This is a genomic window from Winogradskyella pacifica, assembly GCF_003386275.1.
In the GTDB taxonomy this organism is placed as follows: domain Bacteria; phylum Bacteroidota; class Bacteroidia; order Flavobacteriales; family Flavobacteriaceae; genus Winogradskyella; species Winogradskyella pacifica.
This window is the reverse complement of record NZ_QREI01000002.1, coordinates 492536-515343: the sequence shown is the minus strand read 5'-3', so window position 1 is coordinate 515343 and position 22808 is coordinate 492536. Positions and strand designations below refer to the sequence as shown.

At 34.2% G+C, this 22808-nt stretch carries 25 protein-coding genes; 14 read left to right on the top strand and 11 right to left on the bottom strand.

The window, feature by feature from the left end; all coding sequences use genetic code 11:
- Positions 1–11 precede the first annotated feature (11 nt).
- Together DFQ09_RS06510 and DFQ09_RS06505 are read left to right on the top strand one after the other, a co-directional pair.
- Positions 12–386, top strand: coding sequence for a hypothetical protein (locus DFQ09_RS06510; protein WP_115808838.1), 375 nt, complete (start codon positions 12–14; stop codon positions 384–386).
- A 420-nt stretch (positions 387–806) separates the two neighbouring features.
- Positions 807–1406, top strand: a complete 600-nt coding sequence (locus DFQ09_RS06505; RefSeq protein ID WP_115808837.1) for a DUF6642 family protein — start codon at positions 807–809, stop codon at positions 1404–1406.
- A gap of 228 nt (positions 1407–1634) precedes the next feature.
- On the opposite strand, the gene DFQ09_RS06500 is transcribed toward DFQ09_RS06505, so the two are convergent.
- Positions 1635–2021 (bottom strand): DUF302 domain-containing protein, encoded by a 387-nt coding sequence (locus tag DFQ09_RS06500; RefSeq protein WP_115808836.1) that lies wholly within the window; start codon positions 2019–2021, stop codon positions 1635–1637.
- Positions 2022–2234: 213 nt separating this feature from the next.
- On the opposite strand from DFQ09_RS06500, the gene DFQ09_RS06495 reads away from it, so the two are divergent.
- From DFQ09_RS06495 to DFQ09_RS06470, 6 genes are all read left to right on the top strand, one after another.
- The gene (locus DFQ09_RS06495; RefSeq protein WP_115808835.1) at positions 2235–3110 is read left to right on the top strand and encodes an AraC family transcriptional regulator; all 876 of its coding nucleotides are present in this window, start codon (positions 2235–2237) and stop codon (positions 3108–3110) included.
- Positions 3111–3212: 102 nt separating this feature from the next.
- Complete coding sequence (locus tag DFQ09_RS06490) at positions 3213–4172, top strand: MBL fold metallo-hydrolase (protein WP_115808834.1); 960 nt, start codon at positions 3213–3215, stop codon at positions 4170–4172.
- Positions 4173–4250: 78 nt separating this feature from the next.
- Positions 4251–4694 (top strand): MoaF-related domain-containing protein, encoded by a 444-nt coding sequence (locus tag DFQ09_RS06485; RefSeq protein ID WP_115808833.1) that lies wholly within the window; start codon positions 4251–4253, stop codon positions 4692–4694.
- Between the two features lie 188 nt (positions 4695–4882).
- A complete protein-coding gene (locus DFQ09_RS06480) occupies positions 4883–5512 on the top strand; it encodes an O-methyltransferase (RefSeq protein ID WP_115808832.1) in 630 nt (209 codons plus the stop codon).
- 7 nt (positions 5513–5519) lie between these two features.
- Positions 5520–6098 carry a ferric reductase gene (locus DFQ09_RS06475; RefSeq protein ID WP_115808831.1) on the top strand — a complete coding sequence of 193 codons (579 nt, stop codon included), beginning with the start codon at positions 5520–5522 and terminating at the stop codon, positions 6096–6098.
- A 6-nt stretch (positions 6099–6104) separates the two neighbouring features.
- Positions 6105–6854 (top strand): hypothetical protein, encoded by a 750-nt coding sequence (locus DFQ09_RS06470; protein WP_115808830.1) that lies wholly within the window; start codon positions 6105–6107, stop codon positions 6852–6854.
- 40 nt (positions 6855–6894) lie between these two features.
- Here DFQ09_RS06470 and DFQ09_RS06465 read toward each other — a convergent pair whose 3' ends face one another.
- A complete protein-coding gene (locus DFQ09_RS06465) occupies positions 6895–7221 on the bottom strand; it encodes an HNH endonuclease (protein WP_115808829.1) in 327 nt (108 codons plus the stop codon).
- Positions 7222–7583: 362 nt separating this feature from the next.
- Here DFQ09_RS06465 and DFQ09_RS06460 point away from each other — a divergent pair, with 362 nt between their 5' ends.
- Positions 7584–8378 carry a hypothetical protein gene (locus tag DFQ09_RS06460; protein WP_115808828.1) on the top strand — a complete coding sequence of 265 codons (795 nt, stop codon included), beginning with the start codon at positions 7584–7586 and terminating at the stop codon, positions 8376–8378.
- A 795-nt stretch (positions 8379–9173) separates the two neighbouring features.
- Here the strand turns inward: DFQ09_RS06460 and DFQ09_RS06455 are convergent.
- The 3 genes from DFQ09_RS06455 to DFQ09_RS06445 form a co-directional block, all read right to left on the bottom strand.
- Positions 9174–10364, bottom strand: coding sequence for a CynX/NimT family MFS transporter (locus DFQ09_RS06455; protein WP_115808827.1), 1191 nt, complete (start codon positions 10362–10364; stop codon positions 9174–9176).
- Between the two features lie 313 nt (positions 10365–10677).
- Positions 10678–11553, bottom strand: a complete 876-nt coding sequence (locus DFQ09_RS06450) for a YihY/virulence factor BrkB family protein (RefSeq protein ID WP_115808826.1) — start codon at positions 11551–11553, stop codon at positions 10678–10680.
- 68 nt (positions 11554–11621) lie between these two features.
- Entirely contained in the window at positions 11622–12128 is a 507-nt protein-coding gene (locus DFQ09_RS06445) for a redoxin domain-containing protein (protein WP_115808825.1), read from the bottom strand.
- Between the two features lie 70 nt (positions 12129–12198).
- Here DFQ09_RS06445 and DFQ09_RS06440 point away from each other — a divergent pair, with 70 nt between their 5' ends.
- The 3 genes from DFQ09_RS06440 to DFQ09_RS06430 are packed head-to-tail and all read left to right on the top strand — an operon-like array spanning position 12199 to position 14549.
- Entirely contained in the window at positions 12199–12387 is a 189-nt protein-coding gene (locus DFQ09_RS06440) for a hypothetical protein (RefSeq protein WP_115808824.1), read from the top strand.
- Positions 12378–13118, top strand: a complete 741-nt coding sequence (locus DFQ09_RS06435; RefSeq protein ID WP_115808823.1) for an SDR family oxidoreductase — start codon at positions 12378–12380, stop codon at positions 13116–13118. Before DFQ09_RS06440 ends, DFQ09_RS06435 begins: the two co-directional genes overlap by 10 nt.
- A 33-nt stretch (positions 13119–13151) precedes the next feature.
- Entirely contained in the window at positions 13152–14549 is a 1398-nt protein-coding gene (locus DFQ09_RS06430; protein WP_115808822.1) for an NAD-dependent succinate-semialdehyde dehydrogenase, read from the top strand.
- Between the two features lie 81 nt (positions 14550–14630).
- Here the strand turns inward: DFQ09_RS06430 and DFQ09_RS06425 are convergent, their stop codons facing one another.
- A complete protein-coding gene (locus DFQ09_RS06425) occupies positions 14631–14822 on the bottom strand; it encodes a cold-shock protein (RefSeq protein WP_020897145.1) in 192 nt (63 codons plus the stop codon).
- Between the two features lie 204 nt (positions 14823–15026).
- Between DFQ09_RS06425 and DFQ09_RS06420 the strand changes: the two genes are divergently transcribed.
- Entirely contained in the window at positions 15027–15290 is a 264-nt protein-coding gene (locus tag DFQ09_RS06420) for a hypothetical protein (protein WP_115808821.1), read from the top strand.
- A gap of 167 nt (positions 15291–15457) precedes the next feature.
- On the opposite strand, the gene lpxD is transcribed toward DFQ09_RS06420, so the two are convergent.
- The 5 genes from lpxD to DFQ09_RS06395 form a co-directional block, all read right to left on the bottom strand.
- Positions 15458–16447, bottom strand: coding sequence for a UDP-3-O-(3-hydroxymyristoyl)glucosamine N-acyltransferase (gene lpxD, locus DFQ09_RS06415; protein WP_115808820.1), 990 nt, complete (start codon positions 16445–16447; stop codon positions 15458–15460).
- Positions 16448–16734: 287 nt separating this feature from the next.
- Positions 16735–17853, bottom strand: a complete 1119-nt coding sequence (locus DFQ09_RS06410; protein ID WP_115808819.1) for a DEAD/DEAH box helicase — start codon at positions 17851–17853, stop codon at positions 16735–16737.
- A gap of 146 nt (positions 17854–17999) precedes the next feature.
- Positions 18000–19550 carry an SDR family NAD(P)-dependent oxidoreductase gene (locus tag DFQ09_RS06405; protein WP_115808818.1) on the bottom strand — a complete coding sequence of 517 codons (1551 nt, stop codon included), beginning with the start codon at positions 19548–19550 and terminating at the stop codon, positions 18000–18002.
- 30 nt (positions 19551–19580) lie between these two features.
- A complete protein-coding gene (locus tag DFQ09_RS06400) occupies positions 19581–20030 on the bottom strand; it encodes a KTSC domain-containing protein (protein ID WP_115808817.1) in 450 nt (149 codons plus the stop codon).
- Positions 20031–20109: 79 nt separating this feature from the next.
- A complete protein-coding gene (locus tag DFQ09_RS06395; protein ID WP_115808816.1) occupies positions 20110–21663 on the bottom strand; it encodes a DEAD/DEAH box helicase in 1554 nt (517 codons plus the stop codon).
- A 208-nt stretch (positions 21664–21871) separates the two neighbouring features.
- Here DFQ09_RS06395 and DFQ09_RS06390 point away from each other — a divergent pair, with 208 nt between their 5' ends.
- On the top strand, positions 21872–22798 hold the full coding sequence (locus DFQ09_RS06390; protein ID WP_115808815.1) for a peptidoglycan DD-metalloendopeptidase family protein: 927 nt from the start codon (positions 21872–21874) through the stop codon (positions 22796–22798).
- The last annotated feature ends 10 nt before the right edge of the window (positions 22799–22808 follow it).

Sequence of the window (22808 nt, the reverse complement as noted above, 5' to 3'; positions counted from 1 at the left end):
TAATCTTGAAAATGCCTAAAAAACAAAAAACAGCAAACCATCCTTTCGAGCATCGCAACCAACAAATCTTACCGTTTAAAAAGTTTGTGGTTAGAGTTCTTAAGTATCTATTATTTTCATTTGTTTTTATTCTATTCTCTTTAGGGATTGGCACCATAGGTTATCATCATTACGCCAATATATCTTGGGTAGATGCCTTTTACAACGCGTCTTTAATTCTAACAGGCATGGGACCAGTCAATGAAATGCCTACAGATAATGCAAAACTATTCGCATCCTTTTATGCACTCTTTAGTGGTATCGCTTTTTTAAGTACCGTAGCCGTAATTTTTGCGCCCATTGCACACCGTTTATTACATATTTTACACGTTAAAGAAGAGGATTAAATTCATTGAGTTATTGCAACTAGAAAAAACAGCGAACAAATTAGGTACTCTATAAATCCAATCATAATTATAAAAAACAGAGTTTCAATGTTTAGCCTGGCCTCATATTATTTTGGCTAAAACGATAGGTGAGTGCAGCGTCCATGGTTTAGGGGTATACTAATAATCTTTCTTAAGTGTCCAAATTTTTAATAGAACAACAGTGCAATCTTATAATTCCAAATGTTTCCTAAAGCATAGCGGAACGAGCCGTAATCGTTTCCAAAATCATATGCTGCCTTGATTTTTTTGTTTCTTTTTTTATCAAGAAAAAAAGACATAATAAAGTTAGACCTCATCAAATTTCACACAAAACCACTAAAAAAATTAAAAGCATTCTATTAATTTCGCACTTTACAAACGACGCATAAATTTAGAAACTTGCTAGAAAAAAGACCACAAGTACCCCAAGAACAGATTACAGAAACAGAGTACTTTATTTATTGCTTAGAAGGAGTAGATGATGTAGACGCCAATACGGTAACCGAAGCACAAAAAAACTTAGAGCAATTGGCCCTAAACTATGGCATAGCAAGTATATATAAAACCTGCGACACCATTGAAGGCCTAGAAGAGAGCTTAAACGCACTGGTACTAGATGATCATTATTTTAAGGATTATGAAATCATCTATTTGGTAATTAGGGGAGAAGCCAATAACATTTGTTTAAATGACTACTACTATAGTTTACAAGAAATAGCAGAACTTTTTGAAGGCCAATTAAACGGAAAGATTTTACATTTTTCAAATGCCAAAATTCTAGATCTAGACGAAGAAGAAGCACAATATTTTTTAGATATTACTGGGGCAAAAGCAATTTCTGGCTATGGTAATGTATATAATGGTATAGCAAGCACAAAACTAGATGAAGCCTTCTTTAATTTATTTAAAGAAGATGATGATATGTTTGCTGTGGTAGAAGAGTTGCACCAAAGACATTATAACGTCTGCAAAGTATTGGATTTCAGATTGTATTATTAAACACAGTGCTTTACAAAGAATCACCAACTAACAACTAACAACCGCCAACTAAAAACCTCTCTATATTCTATACTCTTGGCTCTTGGCTCTTGATTCTAAAAACCTTCCCACTGAACACTGAACACTTCACACTGAACACCGAACACTGACCACTTCCAACTTCACACTTTACATTGAACACTTTACACCGAACACTGAACACCGAACACTGAACACTTCAAACTTCCCTCAAAGCCCCTCAATAACAGCCTTTAACTTCATAGTAATCTCCTCAGCAATCCCTTTTAAAGCGTCATTTTCCACCGCTTGCATAGAAGCCATAGGATTAACAGCAGCCACTTCAATATCACCAGAATCTAATTCCTGCACAATAACATTACAAGGCAACATGGTCCCAATTTTATTTTCCGCTAATAAAGCTTTATGAGCATAAGGCGGATTACAAGCCCCTAGTATTTTGTAATTATTAAAATTAACATCCAGCTTCTTTTTAAGCGTGTCTTTAATGTCTATTTCCGTTAACACGCCAAACTGTTCTGTTTTAAGTGCAGCGATAACTTTTTCTACGGTATCGTTAAAATTACCTTTTAAAATTTTACTAAAATAATAGTTCATAATACGTTGTTTTTAAGGCTAATAATAAACACAAATCACATACCATAAGGTACAAAAAATCAACCTAAAACACGAAATAGTAATGGTTAAATAATTAATAATTGTGGTTGGGCAATGGCACTCCTATTATCAAACAAATTCAAAAAGCATAAACAACATTGTACATACGATTCAAATGAAATCATCTATTTGTTAATTTCATACATTTGCAGTATGTCACACGATTTACCTAAAATAGCCTATAAATCAAACATTGAATTAGATATTGAAGTAATGACTTTTGCAGAAACTTACAACAAGTTAAGCAAGTCTTCGCACGATCCCTTTTCTTCACATAGAATCTTATTTCATCTTATTCTAATTGTAACCAAAAACTCGTATTCTCATGTTGTCGATTTTAAATCTTATACGCTAGTTGAAGGAAGTTCTATTTTTATTGCTAAAAATCAGATACATCATTTTACCAAAGAATTAAAAAATGCGGATGGCTATTGTATTGTTTTCAATAGTGCTTTTGTAGACAAATCGCATTACTTGTTAAGCAACCTCAATCTAAATCGGTTATTTAATTACCATATTGAAGCACCAGTGATCCATCAAAAAGAAATGGACAATGATAACCTTATTAATATAGCCAATGATTTACGTAATGAATACACGTTTTCTAATGATTTTGGAAAATCAGAGATCTTAAGTAATCTACTACATGTTTTACTTCTCAAAGCAGAGAGAGCTAAAGAAAATCAGTCTGTTAAAAATATCAATTTACAGTGGTTAGAAAAATTTACAGCATTTAAAGATATGCTAGAAATAGATTACCCAAAAACTAGAAGTTCAAGAGATTATGCTTCAAATTTATTTATTTCATATAAGTTTTTAAATGATATTGTAAAAACCTTAACGGGCAAAACTGTAAAAGCTTTTATTGATGATTTTGTAATTATTGAAATTAAACGCTATTTGGTAACAACGTCACTATCTGTTAAAGAAATAAGTTATAAAACAGGATTTGAAGAGCCTGCTAATATGGTGCGGTTTTTTAGAAAAAATACAACATTTACACCACTCAAATTTAGAGAACAAAAATAACACTCGGTTATACTATTACCATTTTTATCATCATTTTGATAATCTTAATACTGAAGCATTACTACACCTTTGCAGTATTAATAATTAACATAAAAAATAAAAATGATGAAGTATTTTAAATTAAAATTTATAGCCATTGTTATGTTGGCTTTCGCAGTGTTCTCTTGTAGTAATGATGATGATTCAAATGCACAACAAGTTATTGATTTTGGAACTGCTCCTTCAAGTACCATTATAACTACGGGTTCTGTAAACGTAATTACAGAAAACACTGTAAGATACCACACTATCAATTTTGATACGGCACCTTACACAGTAACCATTGTAGAGACAGAAAACAATGTTGTTTTGGTAGATTTAGGACCTGCACCTTTTTTCGCAAACGAACTAGAAGCTTATGTAGATGTTATTAATAAGCCAGGTGCAGTTATTATAACCCATAATCATGGAGATCATTATGGTGGTGCTACAAATTTCACAGATTTAGATGTTTATGCAGAAAGCACCGTTGCTGCACAGTTAAACAGTACAACCGATTTTACTAGTATCTATCCCAACAGTGTAATTGGAGTGACTGGTGCTCAAGAAATAGGAGGTTTAACATTTGTTTTTGACAAAGTATCTAACGCCGAAACAGGAGAAAACGGTTATATCTATAATGAAGAACATAAAGTTGTGTTTGCAGGAGATCTTATTTATAACTTATCGCATCCGTATTTAAGAGAATACACACCAAATAATGGAGATGATGAGATTGATAATTGGATCGCTGGTCTAAATGTATTAAAAGCAAACTTTGCGAATTACAATCATCTTTTTGTAGGTCATAATGGTTCTCGCTCTGATGTAAGCACTGTAATCGATGAAAATATTGATTATTTACAAAATGCGCAAGGCATTATAAAAGGTACTCAAACCATTACTGGTGGTGGTACAGCTACAACACAGCAAGAAGTTATAGATGAACTAGAAGTGTTATATCCAACCTATTTAGACGGTGGACTATATTTATCATTACCAGACGCCTTTTTCCCAGGAGATCCAGGAGCAGATTGGTTCTAAAAAACTTTGTTCTACGATTTGTTTAAAAGACGAATGGAAAAATATGAACATAAGATTTAACTTTTAAAAACAATAGAAATGAAACTGAAACTAATCACTTTTTTTAGCCTTGTAACATTTTGCTTAGGTTTTTCACAAACCAAAACAACCGAGACCAACAAATTTCAATTTGGAGAAGCTGAACACCTTTTAGATGGATATGCATTGAACTTCCAATATCAAGATGGCAAAGCCATACACATGGAATTTCACAATGGTAAAGCAAAATATGAATGGATTGCTGGTCCGGCTAAAGGACGCGGAAACGAAGATATTCCATATCGTTCCACTAAAATGGATGATAATCTTTATCTAATCAATTGGCATGAAACAGGCATCAAAGATTATTTAACCATTGTCTTCGATTTTGATAAAATGATAGTACACAGTTCTATTATTATTGGTTACGAAAACAAACCTGAAAGACCATTAAAAACCGTGTTTAAGAGCGGAATTATTGATCATTTAAAAATAGCTGAATAGTTTATGATTATGCAATCCGTTTAGATTTGAAAAATAGACGAATAGTAGAACATTGGGATGTGATTACACCAATGTAACCAGAGTCTGAACGGAAAAATACAAACAGAAAATTTTGAATAAATAGTGATTAATAGCATGAAGGAATATCAATATTATTTTGATGTTCCTTCTTTTATAGAATAGAAAATATGATAACCTCACAACAAAAACAAATACACACTACCATAAGCGAACTCTTTGAAGACTCAAAATACGATAAGCTAAAAATAATGAAAAGTGCAGCAAAAAGTGTTTTCAGAGCCATGCAGCCTTTAGATTTTAAAAATGCATATCTGTCTATTTCAAAAGAACAAGGAGAAGATTTAGTAAAACTAATTACAGACAATAAACTCAAAAATAGTGTTGAATTTGGAACCTCTTTCGGTATTTCAACACTGTTTTTAGCGCAAGGTGTCATTGAAACTGGTGGACATATAATTACTACAGAATTAATTGAATCAAAAGCCCAAAAAGCAATAGAAAACTTTGAAAGGGCAGGAGTGAGTGAGCTTATTGAAGTAAGAGTAGGAGACGCTATGGAAACCTTAAAAAATCATGATAAACCAATAGATTTATTGTTACTAGATGGTTGGAAAGATTTATACTTACCATTATTTCAAATGCTTGAACCTAATTTTCATTCTCACACAATAATTTATGTAGACAATGCAGATATGAAGGAAACAAAAACATTTTTAGAAACCATTGGTGAAAATAGTACCTATCAATTACAACCAAAATTTAATGGTAAGGTTGTGTTAATTACAATTAAAAAATAATATTAAGATGAAATATATCAAAAAGAATTATGGCTGGATGATTATTACTATACTGGCGATACTACCTATGATTCCATTATTGAACATGGTATTAGAAGGAGGTAAAGAAAATTTAGATATGTTATACCATATTTCAGGAGAGTTTGCCATTCGATGGATGACAGCTGTACTAACATGCACACCGTTCTTTATTCTCTTTGGCATCAATAATCTTTTTGTAAGACAAGCAATGGGTATTGCAACTGCTGTTTGGAGTTTTTTGCACTTCATTATTTTTATTGTAGCAGAAGGATTTATGGAAACATTTACACAAGTCAACTATATTGCAGGATTTATAGCCGTTTTAATCTTAATTCCTTTATTTTTCACTTCCAATAGAAAATCCATGAAACGTCTTAAAGTCAAATGGAAGAAATTACAAAGCTTTGCTTATGCAGCTATATTTTTAAGCTTGTTGCATGTCGCTATATTAGAAAAAACGTGGCTCATTTATGCTATAATTGTTGGAGTTGGTTTTATCATAAGGTTACCTATAATTAAAGATCAATTTATATCTCGTCGTCAAAATAGAAAAAGCACTAATTAAATAATTATGAAATTTATAGAACTCATTCAAAATCAAGACTATAACAGTATCCTTTCACATCTCACTGAAGATGTAGAATTCAATTTACAAACCGTTGGTGAAGCAAAAGGGAAAACGTCGGGTATTGCATTATTAAAAAAGCAAGCTGAATATTTAAAAGAAGAAATAAAGGACGTAAAGGTTTTTAGGAAGTTTGAAGATGAAAAACATCTCGTAATTGAGTATGATATCCTATTAAATAATACGTTCGATTTACCTTTAGTGGTTATCCTTGTTAAAGCTGGAAATAAATACAGCGCATTACGAACTTACCATTCAGTTTATCCGATTACAGAAGGCCATGTATTTAGGGCATCACTATTTACAGAACTTATTGAGTTAACAGAACCTACAGAAGTCGTTAACTATTTTGAAGGCATCACCATAGGTTCAACCGAAGACACTATGAAAACGCTTTCTTTTGAAGATAATGTTTATTTTAGAGAACCTGCAGGATGGCGCTGGAATCATAAAACCGAAAAAGGTTTAAAAGAACATTTCAATCATTTCTTTGCGGATGGAGGTGTACCGCTAAAGTTTCATAACTATATTCTAGATAAAGATCAAGGCACTTTTGCAGGCGAATACACTTGTGATGTTTGGGGAAGCGCAACTTTTAAACCACAAGCTGGTATATCCATTTACGACATTAACAAAGAAACAGGAAAAATAACAGGTATTCGTGTTTATGATAATGTGGATCCTAGTTATACTTAAGTTATAACATAATACCAACAACGAATCTAAAATAGAATAACTAATGCAATCGATCATGGCACGGCTCACAAATAGACACTAACCATTTTATAGGTTCTTTACCAATATTTTTCTTGGCATAACGCTTATGATGCACTTGCGTAGCATAGGCACCACAACGCACACAACTCCAATTATCTCTTTTTAAAACGACATAGCGTTTACGTTTCCAAGCATCCGATTTTAAATAAACATTTCTGTAGTAAAGTTGGCGTCTAGATAATATTTTAGAGGATATATATCTATAGACAACACCTATTATAATAACACAAACAACGAGTAGTATGAGTCGGTAAGCCTCAACATTAAGATTAAATAGTTGCTCCATGATTATGGTCTTAGATCTATAGATTTAACAATCAACAAGTTAACAGACAACTTTCTAAACAAAAAAATCAAATACCGTCTTAATTCTTGCCTCTAGGTTCTTGTATCTTGTATCTTGTATCTTGATTCTTGATTCTTGATTCTTGATTCTTGGCTCTTGTCTCTAGGCTCTTGACTCTAAGTTCTTGATTCTAAGTTCTTGATTCTAAAAACCTTCTCACTTAACACTTCCCACTTTACACTTCCCACTTCACACTGAACACTGAACACTGAACACTGAACGCTGAACACCGAACACCGAACACTGAATATAGAAATCCAAAAAATTCCGTATTTTACAAGCTCTAACAAGCTCAAAACCAAATGTCCAGACAAAAAGGCATCCTAAAACTCGTAGGCACTTTAAATGGAAAATGCTATTACCAACTCAATGGACAATACATTGTGCGCAAGGCTGTTGGACCATCAAGAGCGCGTATTAATAACGATCCGGCCTTTATAAACGTTAAGAATAATAACCAAGAGTTTGCAGCGGCATCACAGCTATCAAAAGCCATTCGGCTAGGTTTAGCAGATAAAGCCGATCAATTCAAGCAAGACTATATGGCGAGCCGTTTAACAGGCTGTTGTCGTAAAATCATTCAAAAGGGTAGTGGTGCCTTAGGAGAAAGAGAGGCCAACCTTTTCAACAGTCCATCAGAACTCATAGGTTTTCAACTGAATAAAGACCTGGAGTTTCACCAACTATACAACTCAAAAACGAAAGTCACAACCAATACACATCGTAACGAAATTTCAGTACAGATTCCAGAAAGCATAGCAAACGAACATTATAAAATTCCCAAAAAGGCCACACATTATCAGCTCACAGCAGCCATAAGTTGTGTCTCTAAATTACAATGGCAACCTCAAAGACAAGCCTATCAACCAACACATCCCGAACACCATACATTGGATGGTATCATAGAAAGTCAACCATTAGCACTTAATACGATACATCATAATATTAGTCTGCAATGGCAAAAGCCAACACCAAAAGGCATTCCAACAGATGTGGCCATGACGGTATGGTTAGGTATCGCATACCTAAAACAGCAAAACGATTCCTTCCAAACATTCAAAACACCACAAGCCATGCAGTGCATAGCCATAATCTAAAGCGATCAACCAACCAAACACAACCAACCAAACACCAACAACCAAAAGAACATTATGTAAAATAGAATTAAGACACCTAAATCACACCTTAAACCAGTAATAACAGGGCTCAACACGCATCCACAGCCATATCAAATATGAGGTTCACCCGTAGTTACTTCGGGTTTAATCCATATCTAAGCCGTATATGAGCCGTATCTAATTCGGGGCAGCCATAATATATCACCAATTGAAGGCCATATCTTAACAAGAATTCAAAAAAACATCACATTGACTTAAAGCCTTATAATTCGCGTATATCGAAATAATAAGTCTACAGCTCAGGATATAAAAGTTATCAGTAACGGACAAATCAATACATTTAAAACGCACAAAGTATATAACCCACAATGAGCGTTTACATATAATCAGTCACGTTTTAGAACACTAAAAATCATTGAAGAACTGCGATGATATCAAATAACTCCTAAAAACGTAATTACTATAATTATACAGCCCGCAATTAGCTTGTACATAATCATAAACGTTATAGAGCACTGAGTGTCATTAAAACAATGATGATGTCAAATAGATCTCAAAAGCACTATGACGCTAATTATATTTAACCCACAATTAGCTTGTACATAATCACTAACGTTATAGGACACTGCGTGTCACTAGAACTATGATTATGTCAAATAGCGCCCAAAAGCGCTATTACGCTAATTGCTATACGTTGTCCTATAATTTATATTATGTAAAATAGAATTTAAAAGAACACTCTATCTTTAGTTTTGAAGCTAAACAAAAATCACATTAAACTTTTCGGTCTTTACCAACATCAAGCCCCATTACCAATTTCACTAATGCCAAGATTATTAATAAGATTAATGCATAATTCCACATAGATGTTAAATCATAAATCACACCAACCACAAATGGTCCTGCAGCAGCAATAAAATAACCAATAGATTGTACAATACCAGAAAGTTCAGCAGCAGTTTCTGCATCATTAGATCGTAAAACAATAAGTAATAATGCCAAACCAAATGTGCCACCAAGTACTAGGCCTATCAGCCCAACCCAAAGTTCAATCATTCCCAGTCCTGGTAACAATAACCCTATTAACGCTATAAGTTCTACAACAATTAAAGAAACAATAACCAAACGTTGATCTTTTCTAGAACCTGCCCAAATAGGAATAAAAAGCGCTCCTATAATCCCCGTACCTTGGGATAACGAAAGCATCCAACCCGCATATGAAGCATCAAATCCGCGATCAATTAATATCGCTGGTAACCAAGCTAAAATAACATAAAAAGCTGCAGATTGAAGTCCCATATAAAAGGCCATTTTCCAAACCAATACCGAACCACTAAGTTTTTTCATAGCCACTTTAAAACTTCGATTTGGAGGTAAACGCTTAATACGTTTAATATTAGGAATCCAAATGATAATTGCAAATACAGCTAACAATGCCCAAACTCCTAACGACCCTCTCCAACCGAGGTCCATCTCTATCGCTAATGGCACACTTAATCCTGCCGCAAACGCAGCTCCTAAAGACATAATTCCGGAGTACAAACTGGTAACAAACCCGGCTTTATGAGGAAAATTTCGCTTAATCAATGCTGGTATTAACACGTTTCCAAACGCAATAGCTACCCCTAGTAAAATGGTTCCTAAATACAATGCAAAAATGCTGCCCGCAGAACGAATTATAATTCCTGTTGCAAGTAAAATTAAAGCACCTAAAAGGGTATTTCCTATTCCAAAACGTTTGGTAAATAAGGGAGTCATTGTAGAAACTACGCCAAATGCGAGTAATGGCAAAGTGGTGAGTAATCCTAATAAGGTATCAGAAAGCCCAACATCTAAGCGAATCATGTCTATTAACGGTCCAATACTAGATAGTGCTGGTCTCAAATTTATAGATACAAATAAAACTCCTACAAGCAATAGCGTTCGAGAGCCTTTATGTAATCCATTTTCATCTAATTTTGCCATAATATTAAACGCTAGACATTAAAAACGTCCAACTAATGCGAGGTTAATATGTTTTTTTTGAATGACGTAAATACGCCTAAAGAAACAGCAAAAATAATGGTTTGTTTTTAGAAGAGACGCTTTATATACTTTATTTAAAAACGGGCTACTTTATATTTAATGGCGTGTTAGAAATCAAATGACATAAACAAAGTAATGGCATTTTACAGTTAATCCACTTGAGATTTAAATAGTTGACTATTATAGAAAACAGAAACAAAATTCACCAAATAATTGTGAGCTCACCTTACACAACCAACAATAAATAGTTAGTCTAAGAAATATGATCATTCTTCACATATTTATCGGCATAAACCTTTGTAAAATGCGCCCCAAATAATAATATTAAACTCGAATACGACACCCACAACATAATTAAAATAATAGACCCCGCAGCACCATAGGTTGAACCTGGTTCCATGGCATTAAAATACCACGCCAAGAGGTATTTACCTATTAAAAATAATATGGTGGTCAATGCGGCTCCTGAACGCACCGATTTCCACGTAATCTTTGCAGATGGTAAATATTTAAACATCGTAGCAAACAAGACATAGATAAAGGTTAAGGATACCAGAAAATCGATAACAAACAAATAATCGAATAAATTATCTGGCAAAAACCTATTTAATTGTCGACTAAACGTACTTAACAATGAGGTTAATACAAAACTGGTTAACAATAAGAATCCAAGAATTAAAATAAAACCAAAACTCTTCACACGACTCATTAAGGTCGCCACAACATCATTTTTATAAGATGGTTCTTGTTCCCAAATCTTGTCTAATGCCGATTGCAACTGAAAAAATACTCCTGTAGAACCATACAATAAGGTTCCAATACCAATCACGGTAGCAAACACTGAGGTTTCTTGCCCGCTCTGGTTTTCAATCATGGTTCTAATGGCATCTGCGGCATCGCTTCCAATAGCTTGAGAGATTTCACCTAACAATTCACCACGAACAATATCTTCACCCCAAACACTACCAACCACTTTCAGAATAATAATCACCAAAGCAGGTAGCGATAAAACGGCATAATAAGCCACAATAGCACTTCGTTGAAACGGCTCACCAGCAAACCAAGATTTCCCAGAAGACACCAACAAGCGTGGTAAATGTTTAATTTTAAATGTGTTTGAATCACTCATATTATAACTGGATAAAAAAAACGTAAAGCCACTAACGACCTTACGTTTTATATAAAAATTTAGAACTATTAAGCCTCTCCTCTAGCCGGATAATCTTTATCTAGTACAAACTTAATTGCACCAATCACATCATCTAATTCTGGTCTAGCAAATGGCATCGTCTGTATAGACGCACAATACAATTCCTGATCTGGACGGATAATAAATAATCCTGGTTCTATAAAGGTTTCAGGCTCATCCTTAATCCCCTTAGAAATAAATAAGCCCCATTCGCGAGCGTCTTCTATTGGAAACTCGTACCCCAAAGGCACATCAGCAATATCCCATTCCTCATAGGTTTGTTTTGCTTTGGCTTCAGTATCACTACTCACAGCAATAACGTTCACTCCCAAATCGTGAAACTTGGATAATTTAGGCTGTAATTCTTCTAAGTATTTTTTACACACCGGACAGTGAAGTCCTCTATACACAATTAATAAAGTAAAGGCTTCAGGCTTCTGTTTGCTTAAAGTCCATTCCGTACCATTAACTAAATTAATTGCTAAGTCTGGTGTTTTCTGTCTTGGTTTTAACATGTCTTTTATATTTTAAATTATATAAACTTAATTCTTAAGCTTCTCGATGGTTTAAAATTAGAAAGAACACATGGCATCCATTACCGCATTTAATAAGAATTTTAATGGTAATGAAAAGAAAGGCTTAATTATAGAGTATCCCACTACCCTATTTCTATTTACGGCAATATTTATCACATTACCGTTAAGTGAATCCTATAAATGGTTGCAATTTAGTCGTCCACAAATAATCATAAAAAAACAGAAGTCATGGATTTAAAAGATAAAGCTATTATAATAACAGGAGCGTCAAGCGGAATTGGAGAAGCTACAGCAAAAAAACTAGCAAAAGACGGTGCTCTAGTCGTTTTAATGGCAAGACGAGAAGAAAAATTAAATGACATAAAACAAGCCATCGAAAAAGAAGGCGGAACTCCTTTAGTCGTTACTGGCGATGTCACCAAAAAGAAAGATTTTGACCATGTCGTTTCACAAACCATTGAAAACTATGGAAAAGTTGATGCCTTAATTAATAATGCAGGACTCATGCCTTTATCCTTTGTTGAGAAATTAAAAACTGAAGAATGGGATAAAATGGTAGATGTAAATATAAAAGGGGTATTTAACGGTGTTGCCGCAGTACTCCCTAAAATGAAAGAGAATAAAGGAGGTCATATTATTAATATTTCTTCAATGGCTGCACATCGCTATTTTCCTGGAGGTGCCGTTTACTGTGCCACTAAAGCCGCAGTAAAAATGTTCTCGGAAGGCTTAAGACAAGAGCTAGCTCCTAAGTATGGTATTAATGTAACCTCTATTGAGCCAGGTGCCGTAGCCACGGAGTTAACCGATACCATTACAGATGAAGACATAAAGGAAAATATAAAAAAAATGCAAGAGATGACCACGTTAGAAGCTGAGGATATTGCTAATGCTATTCATTATACACTTTTACAACCTAGTCGCGTCAACATTAATGATATCTATTTGGTGCCAAGCGAACAGCAATAAGAACACAATTTAAAGTATAAAAAAAAAGAAATTATGAAAACGAAAATAAAACAAGAGACATTTACGACAACCAATCCTGCCAACGGAAAAGAATTATCCTCATATACTTATATGACCGATGATCAGGTAGAATCAACAGTAACAAAATCGCACGAAGCTTTTCTAAAATGGAAAATGAAATCCTTTGAAGAACGTGGAAAAATCATAAAAGCCATAGGAAAAGAACTTCAAAACCATAAAACCGAATTAGCAGAATTAATGACGGATGAAATGGGAAAACTTCTCAAACAAAGTCATCAGGAGATTGATTTATGTTCTGGTATTTGTGACTACTCAGCAGACAACGCTGCAGAATTCCTAAAGAATGAAGAGCGCCAATTACAAGATGGAGGAAAAGGTATTATTACCTATGCTCCTATTGGTGTGATATACGGTATTCAACCATGGAATTACCCAGCTTATCAAGTGATTCGTTATAGTATCGTCAACTTAATGGCAGGAAATAGCGTGTTATTAAAACATGCTTCTAACGTCACAGGAACCGCGAAATTATTAGAATCGATATACAAAGCCGCAGGTTTACCTGAAGATCTATTTAGTGTAATGGTGATTAATCATGACCAGTCTGATGAACTTATTAAGCATAAATTAATAAGAGGTGTTACCTTAACAGGAAGTCCTGTTGCTGGCGAAGCTATAGGAGCAAAAGCAGGGAAAGCATTAAAAAAATCAGTACTAGAATTGGGTAGTAATGATGCCTATATGGTACTTGAAGATGCCGATTTAGAACTAGCTATAAAAACCTGCGTTATGGGACGCATTTACAATAATGGTGAAACCTGTATCGCGGCAAAACGCTTTATTGTGGTCGAGTCTGTCTATGATGAATTTAGAGACGGCTTTGTAAAAGCAATGAAAGACTTAAAGTTGGGAGATCCTACTGATAAATCTTCCAAATTAGGACCTATAGCTCGAAAAGATTTAAGAGAAACCCTACATGAGCAAGTAGAAAAAAGCATTAAAAACGGAGCTAAACTACTTTGTGGTGGTAAAATACCTGAAGGTGACGGTTATTATTATCCTGCAACCGTTTTAGAAGCGGTAAGCAAAGGACAGCCGGCTTATGACGATGAGCTTTTCGGACCTGTTGCGGCACTGATTAAAGCAAAAGATGAAGAGGATGCGATGCGCATTGCTAACGATAGTCGTTTTGGACTTGGTGGCGGTATTTTCTCTAAAGATATTGATCGCGCTATAGAGTTAGCAGCCAAACACTTTGATACGGGAATGGTATTTATTAATAAATTTGGATTAGCAGAACCTAACATGCCTTTTGGTGGTGTTAAAGATTCAGGATTCGGAAGAGAACACGGAGGATTTGGTATGAAAGAGTTTGTAAACACCAAAGCCATTATGGTCGCTAAATCTTAGTAAGCTACCTTCTGAAATATATAAACAACTAAAAGCCCATCACATTGTGATGGGCTTTCATAACTGAGGTTAAGCGATATATTAGATAACTTTTACGTTTACTGCGTTTAAACCTTTTTTGCCTTCTGTAAGATCAAATTCGACTTGGTCTCCCTCACGAATTTCATCGATTAATCCAGAAATGTGGACAAAATGTTCTTTGTTAGAACCTTCTTCTGTAATAAATCCGAAGCCTTTAGCATCGTTGAAGAATTTTACTGTTCCTGTACTCATAATAATATTATATTTAATTTTAATAATTACTTAGTAGTATTCAAATATGATGCCACAAATTAAATAGCGTTAATTATCGGATTTATAAGCGATTAAAATCATATTACCGATAAAACTACGCTCTATAACAAACATCTTTGAGTACACATAGCTTTGCATATACCTTTGTTTTAGATCTCCCTCTATCTATTAAATCTAAATATTATGGAAACAAAATTCTCATTGTTTAACCAGATTAATAGTTTATGTTACTGGTTATTAGTATCAAGCGATTACAGAACTTCAGTTAAGTTAGATGCAGAAAATGACACCTATAGTGTGTGTATTAAACATTGCGGCGTAGAACTTTATGCCAATAGCATTAAAGGGTTTAGTAAAAGAAATGCCACCTTTTTAGAACATGAATTGGATGGTATGGTTGCAGGCTTATTGCATCTAAAACAAAATGTAGAGCAGAAAACAGCTTAGTATTTAAGTCCTAGTTTAATTTTAAAATAATAACGTCAGTTCGAGTGAATTTGCCTTAGCAAATTTGTATCGAGAACTATTTTATTAAAGAGCTTCTCGATACAAAATTCAAAAAAAAGAATTTCACTCGAAGTGACATCAATGTACTTATTTAAAAAAGGATTAATCTAGCGTGCTAATTTTCTAAGCGCTACCCATTGCTTCAACATTTCTCTAGAATCCACCGCAGGATAACCTAATACGGTTTTTCCAGCAGCAACGTCATTCATAACACCAGAACCTGCACCAACAGTTGCACCTGAATGAATTGTTGTATGATCTTTAATAGAAGCTGAACCTCCAATAATAACTCCATCACCTAAGGTTACAGAACCTGCAAGTCCAGAGCTTCCTGCCATAATACAAGAACGGCCCAAGACGCAGTTATGTGCAATTTGAACCAAATTATCAATCTTACAACCGTCTCCTAATATCGTAGAACTGAATTTGCCACGATCTACACAAGAGTTAGCTCCTATCTCAACAGCATTACCAATTACAACATTTCCAATATGCGGAATCTTCACTAAGCCTCTACCATCATCACTTGGACGGTATCCAAAACCATCAGCTCCGATACTCACGTTATTATGAAAAATACAATGGCTACCAATAACTGAACGTTCTCTTATTATGGTTCCAGACCAAATTGTAGTGTAATCACCAATAGTAGTTTCATCTAAAATCGTCACATTCGGATAAACAGTTACATTTTCTCCTAATACAACATCCTTACCAATATAAGAACCCGCACCCACTCTACTTCCATTACCTATTTTAGCAGATTTATCAATGGTTGCTGTTGGATGAATATCAGTTTCAAAATGCGGAGGTTTAGGAATAAAGGTTTCAAGTAATTTTGCCATAGCTAAATCGGCATTCTTTACTTTTATAAACACACGATTCTCTCCTGGTTCGATATCAATATTATCATTAACAATAGCTAAACTCGCTTTAGAGTTTTTCCATAAACCTGCAAATTTTCGGTTACCAATAAAGGTCGCCTGATTTTCATTTGCTTTCTGAATTTGCTCTAATCCAGTAATTTGATTCGTAGTTTCGCCAAAAACTTCACCATTAATAATGGCATTTATGTCTTCTATTGAGAATGATTTCATGGGTGTAAAATTGTGTGTTAATTAATAAAGACACAAGATAATACTATTATATGAAAGCGCTGTATTATGAATTTGAAGAGTTTCAAGAATTTTTCAATTTAAGCACTGTGGTCACTTCATGCCTTCTTGGGGTATGATTATTCTAGAGAAACTATTAATTAAAATTCTTTCCGCAACCACACACTTGCAATCATTTGGAAGCATAAAAAAAATCGAGAACCTTTTTATTTCAAAAGATTCTCGATAAAATATTGTAAAAATAAAGTGCGATAAATTCTAACTCATTATTAAATCGAAATCTCTTTAAACGTAATACCTAAAGCTTTCTGTATGTCTAATATTTTTTGCATTTCACCAGGGATGATTAATGCAATAGACTGGCCTGTTTTACCTGCTCTTGCTGTTCTTCCACTTCTATGCGTATAATACTCTAAGTGCTCTGGTAATTGGTGATGTAATATAAAAGCTAGATTATTAACATCGATACCTCTGGCTGAAACATCTGTAGAAATTAAAACTTGTAAGCTTTCATTCTTAAAAGCACGCATTACTTTATCGCGTTCCTTTTGTTGCATATCGCCTTCTAAAGCCCCAACGGCAAAACCTTCCTTTTGTAATTGATGTGCCAAAGCTTGTGTCCCTGCTTTTGTTTTACAGAAAATGATACCTCTTTCATCTTGACGTTTGTCTAAGATTCGGATAATCATATTTACTTTGTCTTTAATAGACGTATGAATGAAGTGATGTGAAATATTTTCGTTAACCAATGCATTTTTATTCACTTCTATGCGAACCGCATCTTTAGACATATAATTTTTAACGATATTTTTAATTTCGTCTGGCATTGTTGCCGAAAACAACCATGTATTTCTTTTCTTGGTATTGTATTGCAAGATTTTGGTTAAATCTTCTTTGAAACCCATACTCAACATTTCATCAGCTTCATCTAAAACTAAGATTTTTACGTTTGAAATATCGACAGCTCCACGTTCTACCAAATCGAGTAAACGTCCTGGTGTAGCGACTACAATATGCGTCGTTCTTGTTAGGTTTTTTATCTGACGGTCAATCTTTTCACCACCATAAACCCCTTCAGAGAAAATCTTCTGATCAATATATTTTGTAAATCGGAAGAGCTGCTTTTGTATTTGCTGTACCAATTCACGCGTTGGTGCAATGATTAAAGCTTGCACATCAGAATTATTAGTATCAATGGCATGTAAAACGGGTAAGCCAAAAGCTGCTGTTTTTCCTGTTCCTGTTTGTGCTAATCCTATTAAATCGGTGTTAGATTTCAATAAAATAGGAATAACTATTTCTTGTATCTCTGTTGGATTTACAATATTCAGTTCTTTTAATCCTTTTATGTAATTCTTATGTATTCCTAATTCTGAAAATGATGTCATAGTGATTTTATTATGTTGCAAAGGTAATTTAAAAAGTGTCACACTGAGCGCAATCGAAAGTGCTTACTAAATAAAATAGTTGTAAAAAGGGCTTCGACTGCGCTCAGCCAGACAGCGTAGTTTTTTAAATTCTGTTTCGATGTCACCTACCAACTAATAGGTCGGTAATCCTTCAAGAATTTACCAGACCAATGTTTTCCGGTATTAATACCATCAAAAAGCGGATCCATAACACGAGCAGCTCCATCTACAATATCTAAAGGTGGTTGAAAATCGTGCAGGTCTTGTTTTCGTTTTGCCAGTTCAGCAGGATCTTCGTCAGTTACCCAACCGGTGTCAACAGCATTCATATAAATACCTTCTTTGGCTAAACTACCAGCAGCAGTATGTGTTAACATATTTAAAGCGGCTTTGGCCATGTTAGTATGTGGATGACGATCTTCTTTAAAGAAAGAATGAAACTTTCCTTCCATTGCTGACACATTGATAATGTGCTTCTTACCTGTAGTGTCTTTCTTCATTACTTCAGATAGACGATTACACAAAACAAATGGTGCTACAGAGTTGACGAGTTGTACCTCGATCATTTCTGTGGTTTCAATTTCACCCAATTTAAGTCTCCAACTGTTAGTTTTTCTTAAATCTACTTGTTGTAAATCGGCATCTAATTTCCCTTCAGGAAACACTTCTTGCGATACCAATGTATTATCAAAACTATAAGGAATCTGAGATAATTTAGCTGATGAACGCAAACCAATTCCGGGTTCTGGTCCATGCCATGTTACAGGCATATTTTTATTTGGTGAAGCTCCAGATGTTAATTCTTGTAACTCCACTAAACATTCAGTATGATCGTTTAATAAATCGCGTGCAAACTTAGGCAACTCTTCTATTGGTCGTTCTTCGTTTGGCATTAAGTGACTGTAAAAACCTGCCGGTCGTCTCACCGTTTGTGCCGCATTATTAATAAGAATATCAAGCTTTTCGTAGCGTTGCTCTATAAAATTACAGAAAATCTCTACACTAGGGATATGTCTTAAATCGAGACCGTGAATCTTTAAACGATGTCCCCATTCTGTAAAGTCTTCTTCTTTAGAAAAACGCAATGCAGAATCTACAGGAAAACGTGTGGTTGCAATCACTGTTGCTCCACCACGTAATAACATTAAGGTAATATGGTAACCAATTTTTAAACGCGATCCGGTAATCACAGCAACTTGTCCTTTAACATCTGCGGTTTGAAAACGTTTTGCATAATTAAAGTCCCCACAGTCTTCACACATGGTATCATAAAAATGATGCAGTTTGGTGAATAATGTTTTACAAACGTAGCAGTTTCGAGGAGATTCTAGCTCTAATTGTTCTTTAGCTTTTAAATCGGCTTCAGGCAATAATTTAGGAGCCACAAAAATATGTGCTTCTCTTGCACTACGTATTCCTGTTACTTTTCGAGCATTTTTATCTCTAGCCGCTTTCTTTCGCTTTTCTGCCTTTTTCGCATCCTTTTTTCGACGCGAAAACTCTTCTCTACTCGGGCGTGATAATTGTCCGGAAGCTTTAATTAAAGCAGTTCGCTGAGATTTTGGGATTTCGAAAATCTGATCTGTATCAGTAACTAACCGTTCTAAAATAGAAATGCAGTTTTCAATCTCTTGGATTGAAATCTCTTCTGTCTTTTCTGATGTATCGTTACTCATAACTATATAAGGACTACGTGTTGCGTTATATTAAGCGTCTTGAAGTTCTTTCTTCGACTTTCTGTAAGTATAAGAATTGAAGATACTTCGTCTTGCAAAACGCATTTGTTTATCTGAATTTAAAAACTTGATAAACACACCTTTAGGAACACCGAAATATTCGTATGTTGCTCCGTCTAAAAATGTAATTTCTAATAACAAGCCTTTATGTTGAAAGTCTACAATGCTAGATTCTGTGATCGTTGCGGTGTATTCTTCAAGATTTGCTGCTTTTGTTTCTGGCGCTATACTTACTAAAAAATGATAACCATCAATGATTTCAACACTCTTTAATTCTGCTTCTTCTTGTCCAGCATCTCCATCTTGAAATTTATCAGGATGCCATTCTTTCACTAAGTTTCTATAGGTCTTTTTTAAATCTTTAAGATTAATTGAATCTTCTACAGAAAAAAGCTTTTTGTATTGACTAATGCGTTTCATTTTTAGTATTTTAAAATAAGGCGCAAAATTACGCTATTTTATAATACAAAATCTATTTAATCCCTATTATTATAAACCTTTAATCTTCAGGTGGAAATCCGTGAATTTCCTCGAATTTTTCATCAAAATTAGTTCTTAAGTACGCACTCAATTTCTTCTGATAATCGTCTTTCAACCATTTTAGGAAGTTATAAGTACTTCTACTAATACATTTCGCATAGGTTTCAATACGTTGGTTGATGTCGTCTTTTAATAATTTAGCCAAAGCTAAAGCATCGTAAACATCTTCACTATTCTCTATACAAATTTTAGCATGTTGCTCTATAGAACGCTCTAACACTACTTTTGAAGATTCACCACTATCTACAGCATCCTTATAAGTTTGCTTAATATCGAAATAGGTCTCTTCAGACTTAGAGAATTCTTCTTTAACTTCATCCGATAAATCGTGTTTAAAGTTAGATTCAATAGCATCATCATCTTTAATACGATCCGCGTACCAATTTGGTGACTTAAATATTAATTGCCAATCTAAATCTGCTCCCCAAGGTCCAAATCGGTAAAGGTTATTCCCTAAATCAATAGTTGTAAATTTCGATTTATTATTCAATATACGAGATCCACGACCAATCATTTGGTAATATAATGTTAAGGATTTTGTTGCTCTGTTTAAGATAATAGTGTCAATGGTCGGCTCATCAAAACCTGTAGTTAAGATACTTACCGACGTTAAAATAGCATCTGGAGTGTCATGAAACCACTGTAAAATTTGTTTACGTTGTTTTTTTGTCGCCGTATTATCTAAGTGCATAACTGGCAAATCTGCTTCCTTAAAAGCATAGTATACATTTATAGAAGTATTAATACCGTTATTAAATATTAAGGCCTTCTTTCCTAGTGAATGCTTTTTATAAGCATCTACTAATTTTTGAAGCATTGCAGGACTCGAATATAAATCTTCAGAAGATTTTACGGTATAATCACCGTTAGATCCTACTTCTAAAGAGGTTAATCCCATATCATAAGCATAAGTTTCAGCTCTTGCCAAAAACTCATTTTCTATAAGATTCTCAATCGTTTCACCTGTAATAAGCTCATCGTAGTTATCCTTCATTGGTAACTCCTTATTAGAACTTAAAGGTGTTGCTGTAACTCCAAGAATGAATGACTTTTCAAAAAACTTAAATAATTTTGTAAATGAATTATAATGCGCCTCATCAATAATAACTAAACCAACATCAGAAATATCTAACATGTTGTCATTTAATCGATTGTTCAGAGTCTCAACCATCGCCACAAAACACGAATACTCTGCTTGATCATCTAAATTCGCCTTACTATTTACCACCTTATTTGTAACACCAAAGCCATCCAACATTTTAGACGTTTGGTTACAAAGTTCCACTCGGTGTGTCATTATCAAAACCTTCTTATTATGATTTTTAAGATATTGACGTACCATTTCAGAGAAAATCACCGTTTTACCACCACCAGTAGGTAATTGATATAATAAGTGATAATCGTCGCGTTCTGAATCAAACTTTTCGAAAATCTGGCTTATTGCACCTTGTTGGTAGTCATATAATTCTTTATCGGTTTTTTTTTCTTGAACAGCTGGATTCGTTACAGACATAAATTTCTTTTCGGATTATTTTAGAAGTTGCAAATTTACAACACTTTGGCACACAAAAAAAGTCTCAAGTCAACTGATACGCATCAAACGTCATGAAATCTATCTTTTTTCACTAAAAAAAATCATCGGAAATTTAAAAATTTGACTTTAAAATAATATTTATTATATATTTACGTTTCATCAGCTTATCAGGTTATTTTTTCCCTTTATGAAATACATTTTTTTTAGTATTGCTTTTTTGTGTGGTTCATTATGTATAGTCGCTCAAAATGATTCGTTACCTAATTCATTAAAAATAGAATTACAAACCTATAAACTCAATATAGGACCAGTTATTGAAACCATTGAAATTCCATTGGTCACAAAAAAAGCATCAGAAATTGATATTAAAGCAGATCATTGGGATACAACGTTACATAATCCCTATGTTGATACCGTTCTACAATTTCCTTTAGAATTAAACTTTACAGATAGTACTTATGCTTCACCGGTACCACATACTAAAGTGGTGACATCGCGCTATGGTTGGCGACGAGGACGTGCGCACAATGGTATTGATATTGATTTAGTTACAGGAGATACTGTGGTGTCTATACTAAGTGGTGTTGTACGTTTCGCTAAGTATGCGAATGGTTTTGGTAACACAATTGTAGTCCGTCATTATAATGGTTTAGAATCTACTTATGCTCACTTATCTCATATAGGTGTTAAAGCAAATGACACCATAGCTAGAGGTCAATATATAGGAAAAGGTGGTAACACAGGAAACTCTAGAGGAAGTCATCTTCATTTAGAATTGAGTTATAAAGGTGAGCAGATTCACCCTGAGTATCTTTTCGACTTTTCTTCTAAAAATGCTATTCGATCAGAGCAAGTTTGGGTAACTCAAAAGTGGACACATGCCAGATACCATAACTCTAGAAAAGTGAGTAAGGTTAAGGTTATAAAATCAGCAGACGAAGCGGCATTAGCAAGTTTAGCAAGGCAGCCTAAAATGTATGTCGTGCGAAAAGGAGATACTCTTTATGCGATTTCGAGACGTAATAATATGTCACTATCTAGACTTTGTGAAACCAACGCGATTAAACAATCGTCTCCTTTAAAAATTGGTCAAAAATTAGTTTTAGAACTTTAAAGACCTGTGT

What these genes read in the sequence shown, in the direction of transcription:
- DFQ09_RS06510 (WP_115808838.1), top strand. Translation starts at nt 12, where the DNA reads ATGCCTAAAAAACAAAAAACAGCAAACCATCCTTTCGAGCATCGCAAC.
- DFQ09_RS06500 (WP_115808836.1), bottom strand. Translation starts at nt 2,021, where the DNA reads ATGAACTATTATTTTAGTAAAATTTTAAAAGGTAATTTTAACGATACC.
- DFQ09_RS06495 (WP_115808835.1), top strand. Translation starts at nt 2,235, where the DNA reads ATGTCACACGATTTACCTAAAATAGCCTATAAATCAAACATTGAATTA.
- DFQ09_RS06490 (WP_115808834.1), top strand. Translation starts at nt 3,213, where the DNA reads ATGATGAAGTATTTTAAATTAAAATTTATAGCCATTGTTATGTTGGCT.
- DFQ09_RS06485 (WP_115808833.1), top strand. Translation starts at nt 4,251, where the DNA reads ATGAAACTGAAACTAATCACTTTTTTTAGCCTTGTAACATTTTGCTTA.
- DFQ09_RS06480 (WP_115808832.1), top strand. Translation starts at nt 4,883, where the DNA reads ATGATAACCTCACAACAAAAACAAATACACACTACCATAAGCGAACTC.
- DFQ09_RS06475 (WP_115808831.1), top strand. Translation starts at nt 5,520, where the DNA reads ATGAAATATATCAAAAAGAATTATGGCTGGATGATTATTACTATACTG.
- DFQ09_RS06470 (WP_115808830.1), top strand. Translation starts at nt 6,105, where the DNA reads ATGAAATTTATAGAACTCATTCAAAATCAAGACTATAACAGTATCCTT.
- DFQ09_RS06465 (WP_115808829.1), bottom strand. Translation starts at nt 7,221, where the DNA reads ATGGAGCAACTATTTAATCTTAATGTTGAGGCTTACCGACTCATACTA.
- DFQ09_RS06460 (WP_115808828.1), top strand. Translation starts at nt 7,584, where the DNA reads ATGTCCAGACAAAAAGGCATCCTAAAACTCGTAGGCACTTTAAATGGA.
- DFQ09_RS06455 (WP_115808827.1), bottom strand. Translation starts at nt 10,364, where the DNA reads ATGGCAAAATTAGATGAAAATGGATTACATAAAGGCTCTCGAACGCTA.
- DFQ09_RS06450 (WP_115808826.1), bottom strand. Translation starts at nt 11,553, where the DNA reads ATGAGTGATTCAAACACATTTAAAATTAAACATTTACCACGCTTGTTG.
- DFQ09_RS06445 (WP_115808825.1), bottom strand. Translation starts at nt 12,128, where the DNA reads ATGTTAAAACCAAGACAGAAAACACCAGACTTAGCAATTAATTTAGTT.
- DFQ09_RS06440 (WP_115808824.1), top strand. Translation starts at nt 12,199, where the DNA reads ATGGCATCCATTACCGCATTTAATAAGAATTTTAATGGTAATGAAAAG.
- DFQ09_RS06435 (WP_115808823.1), top strand. Translation starts at nt 12,378, where the DNA reads ATGGATTTAAAAGATAAAGCTATTATAATAACAGGAGCGTCAAGCGGA.
- DFQ09_RS06430 (WP_115808822.1), top strand. Translation starts at nt 13,152, where the DNA reads ATGAAAACGAAAATAAAACAAGAGACATTTACGACAACCAATCCTGCC.
- DFQ09_RS06425 (WP_020897145.1), bottom strand. Translation starts at nt 14,822, where the DNA reads ATGAGTACAGGAACAGTAAAATTCTTCAACGATGCTAAAGGCTTCGGA.
- DFQ09_RS06420 (WP_115808821.1), top strand. Translation starts at nt 15,027, where the DNA reads ATGGAAACAAAATTCTCATTGTTTAACCAGATTAATAGTTTATGTTAC.
- lpxD (WP_115808820.1), bottom strand. Translation starts at nt 16,447, where the DNA reads ATGAAATCATTCTCAATAGAAGACATAAATGCCATTATTAATGGTGAA.
- DFQ09_RS06410 (WP_115808819.1), bottom strand. Translation starts at nt 17,853, where the DNA reads ATGACATCATTTTCAGAATTAGGAATACATAAGAATTACATAAAAGGA.
- DFQ09_RS06405 (WP_115808818.1), bottom strand. Translation starts at nt 19,550, where the DNA reads ATGAGTAACGATACATCAGAAAAGACAGAAGAGATTTCAATCCAAGAG.
- DFQ09_RS06400 (WP_115808817.1), bottom strand. Translation starts at nt 20,030, where the DNA reads ATGAAACGCATTAGTCAATACAAAAAGCTTTTTTCTGTAGAAGATTCA.
- DFQ09_RS06395 (WP_115808816.1), bottom strand. Translation starts at nt 21,663, where the DNA reads ATGTCTGTAACGAATCCAGCTGTTCAAGAAAAAAAAACCGATAAAGAA.
- DFQ09_RS06390 (WP_115808815.1), top strand. Translation starts at nt 21,872, where the DNA reads ATGAAATACATTTTTTTTAGTATTGCTTTTTTGTGTGGTTCATTATGT.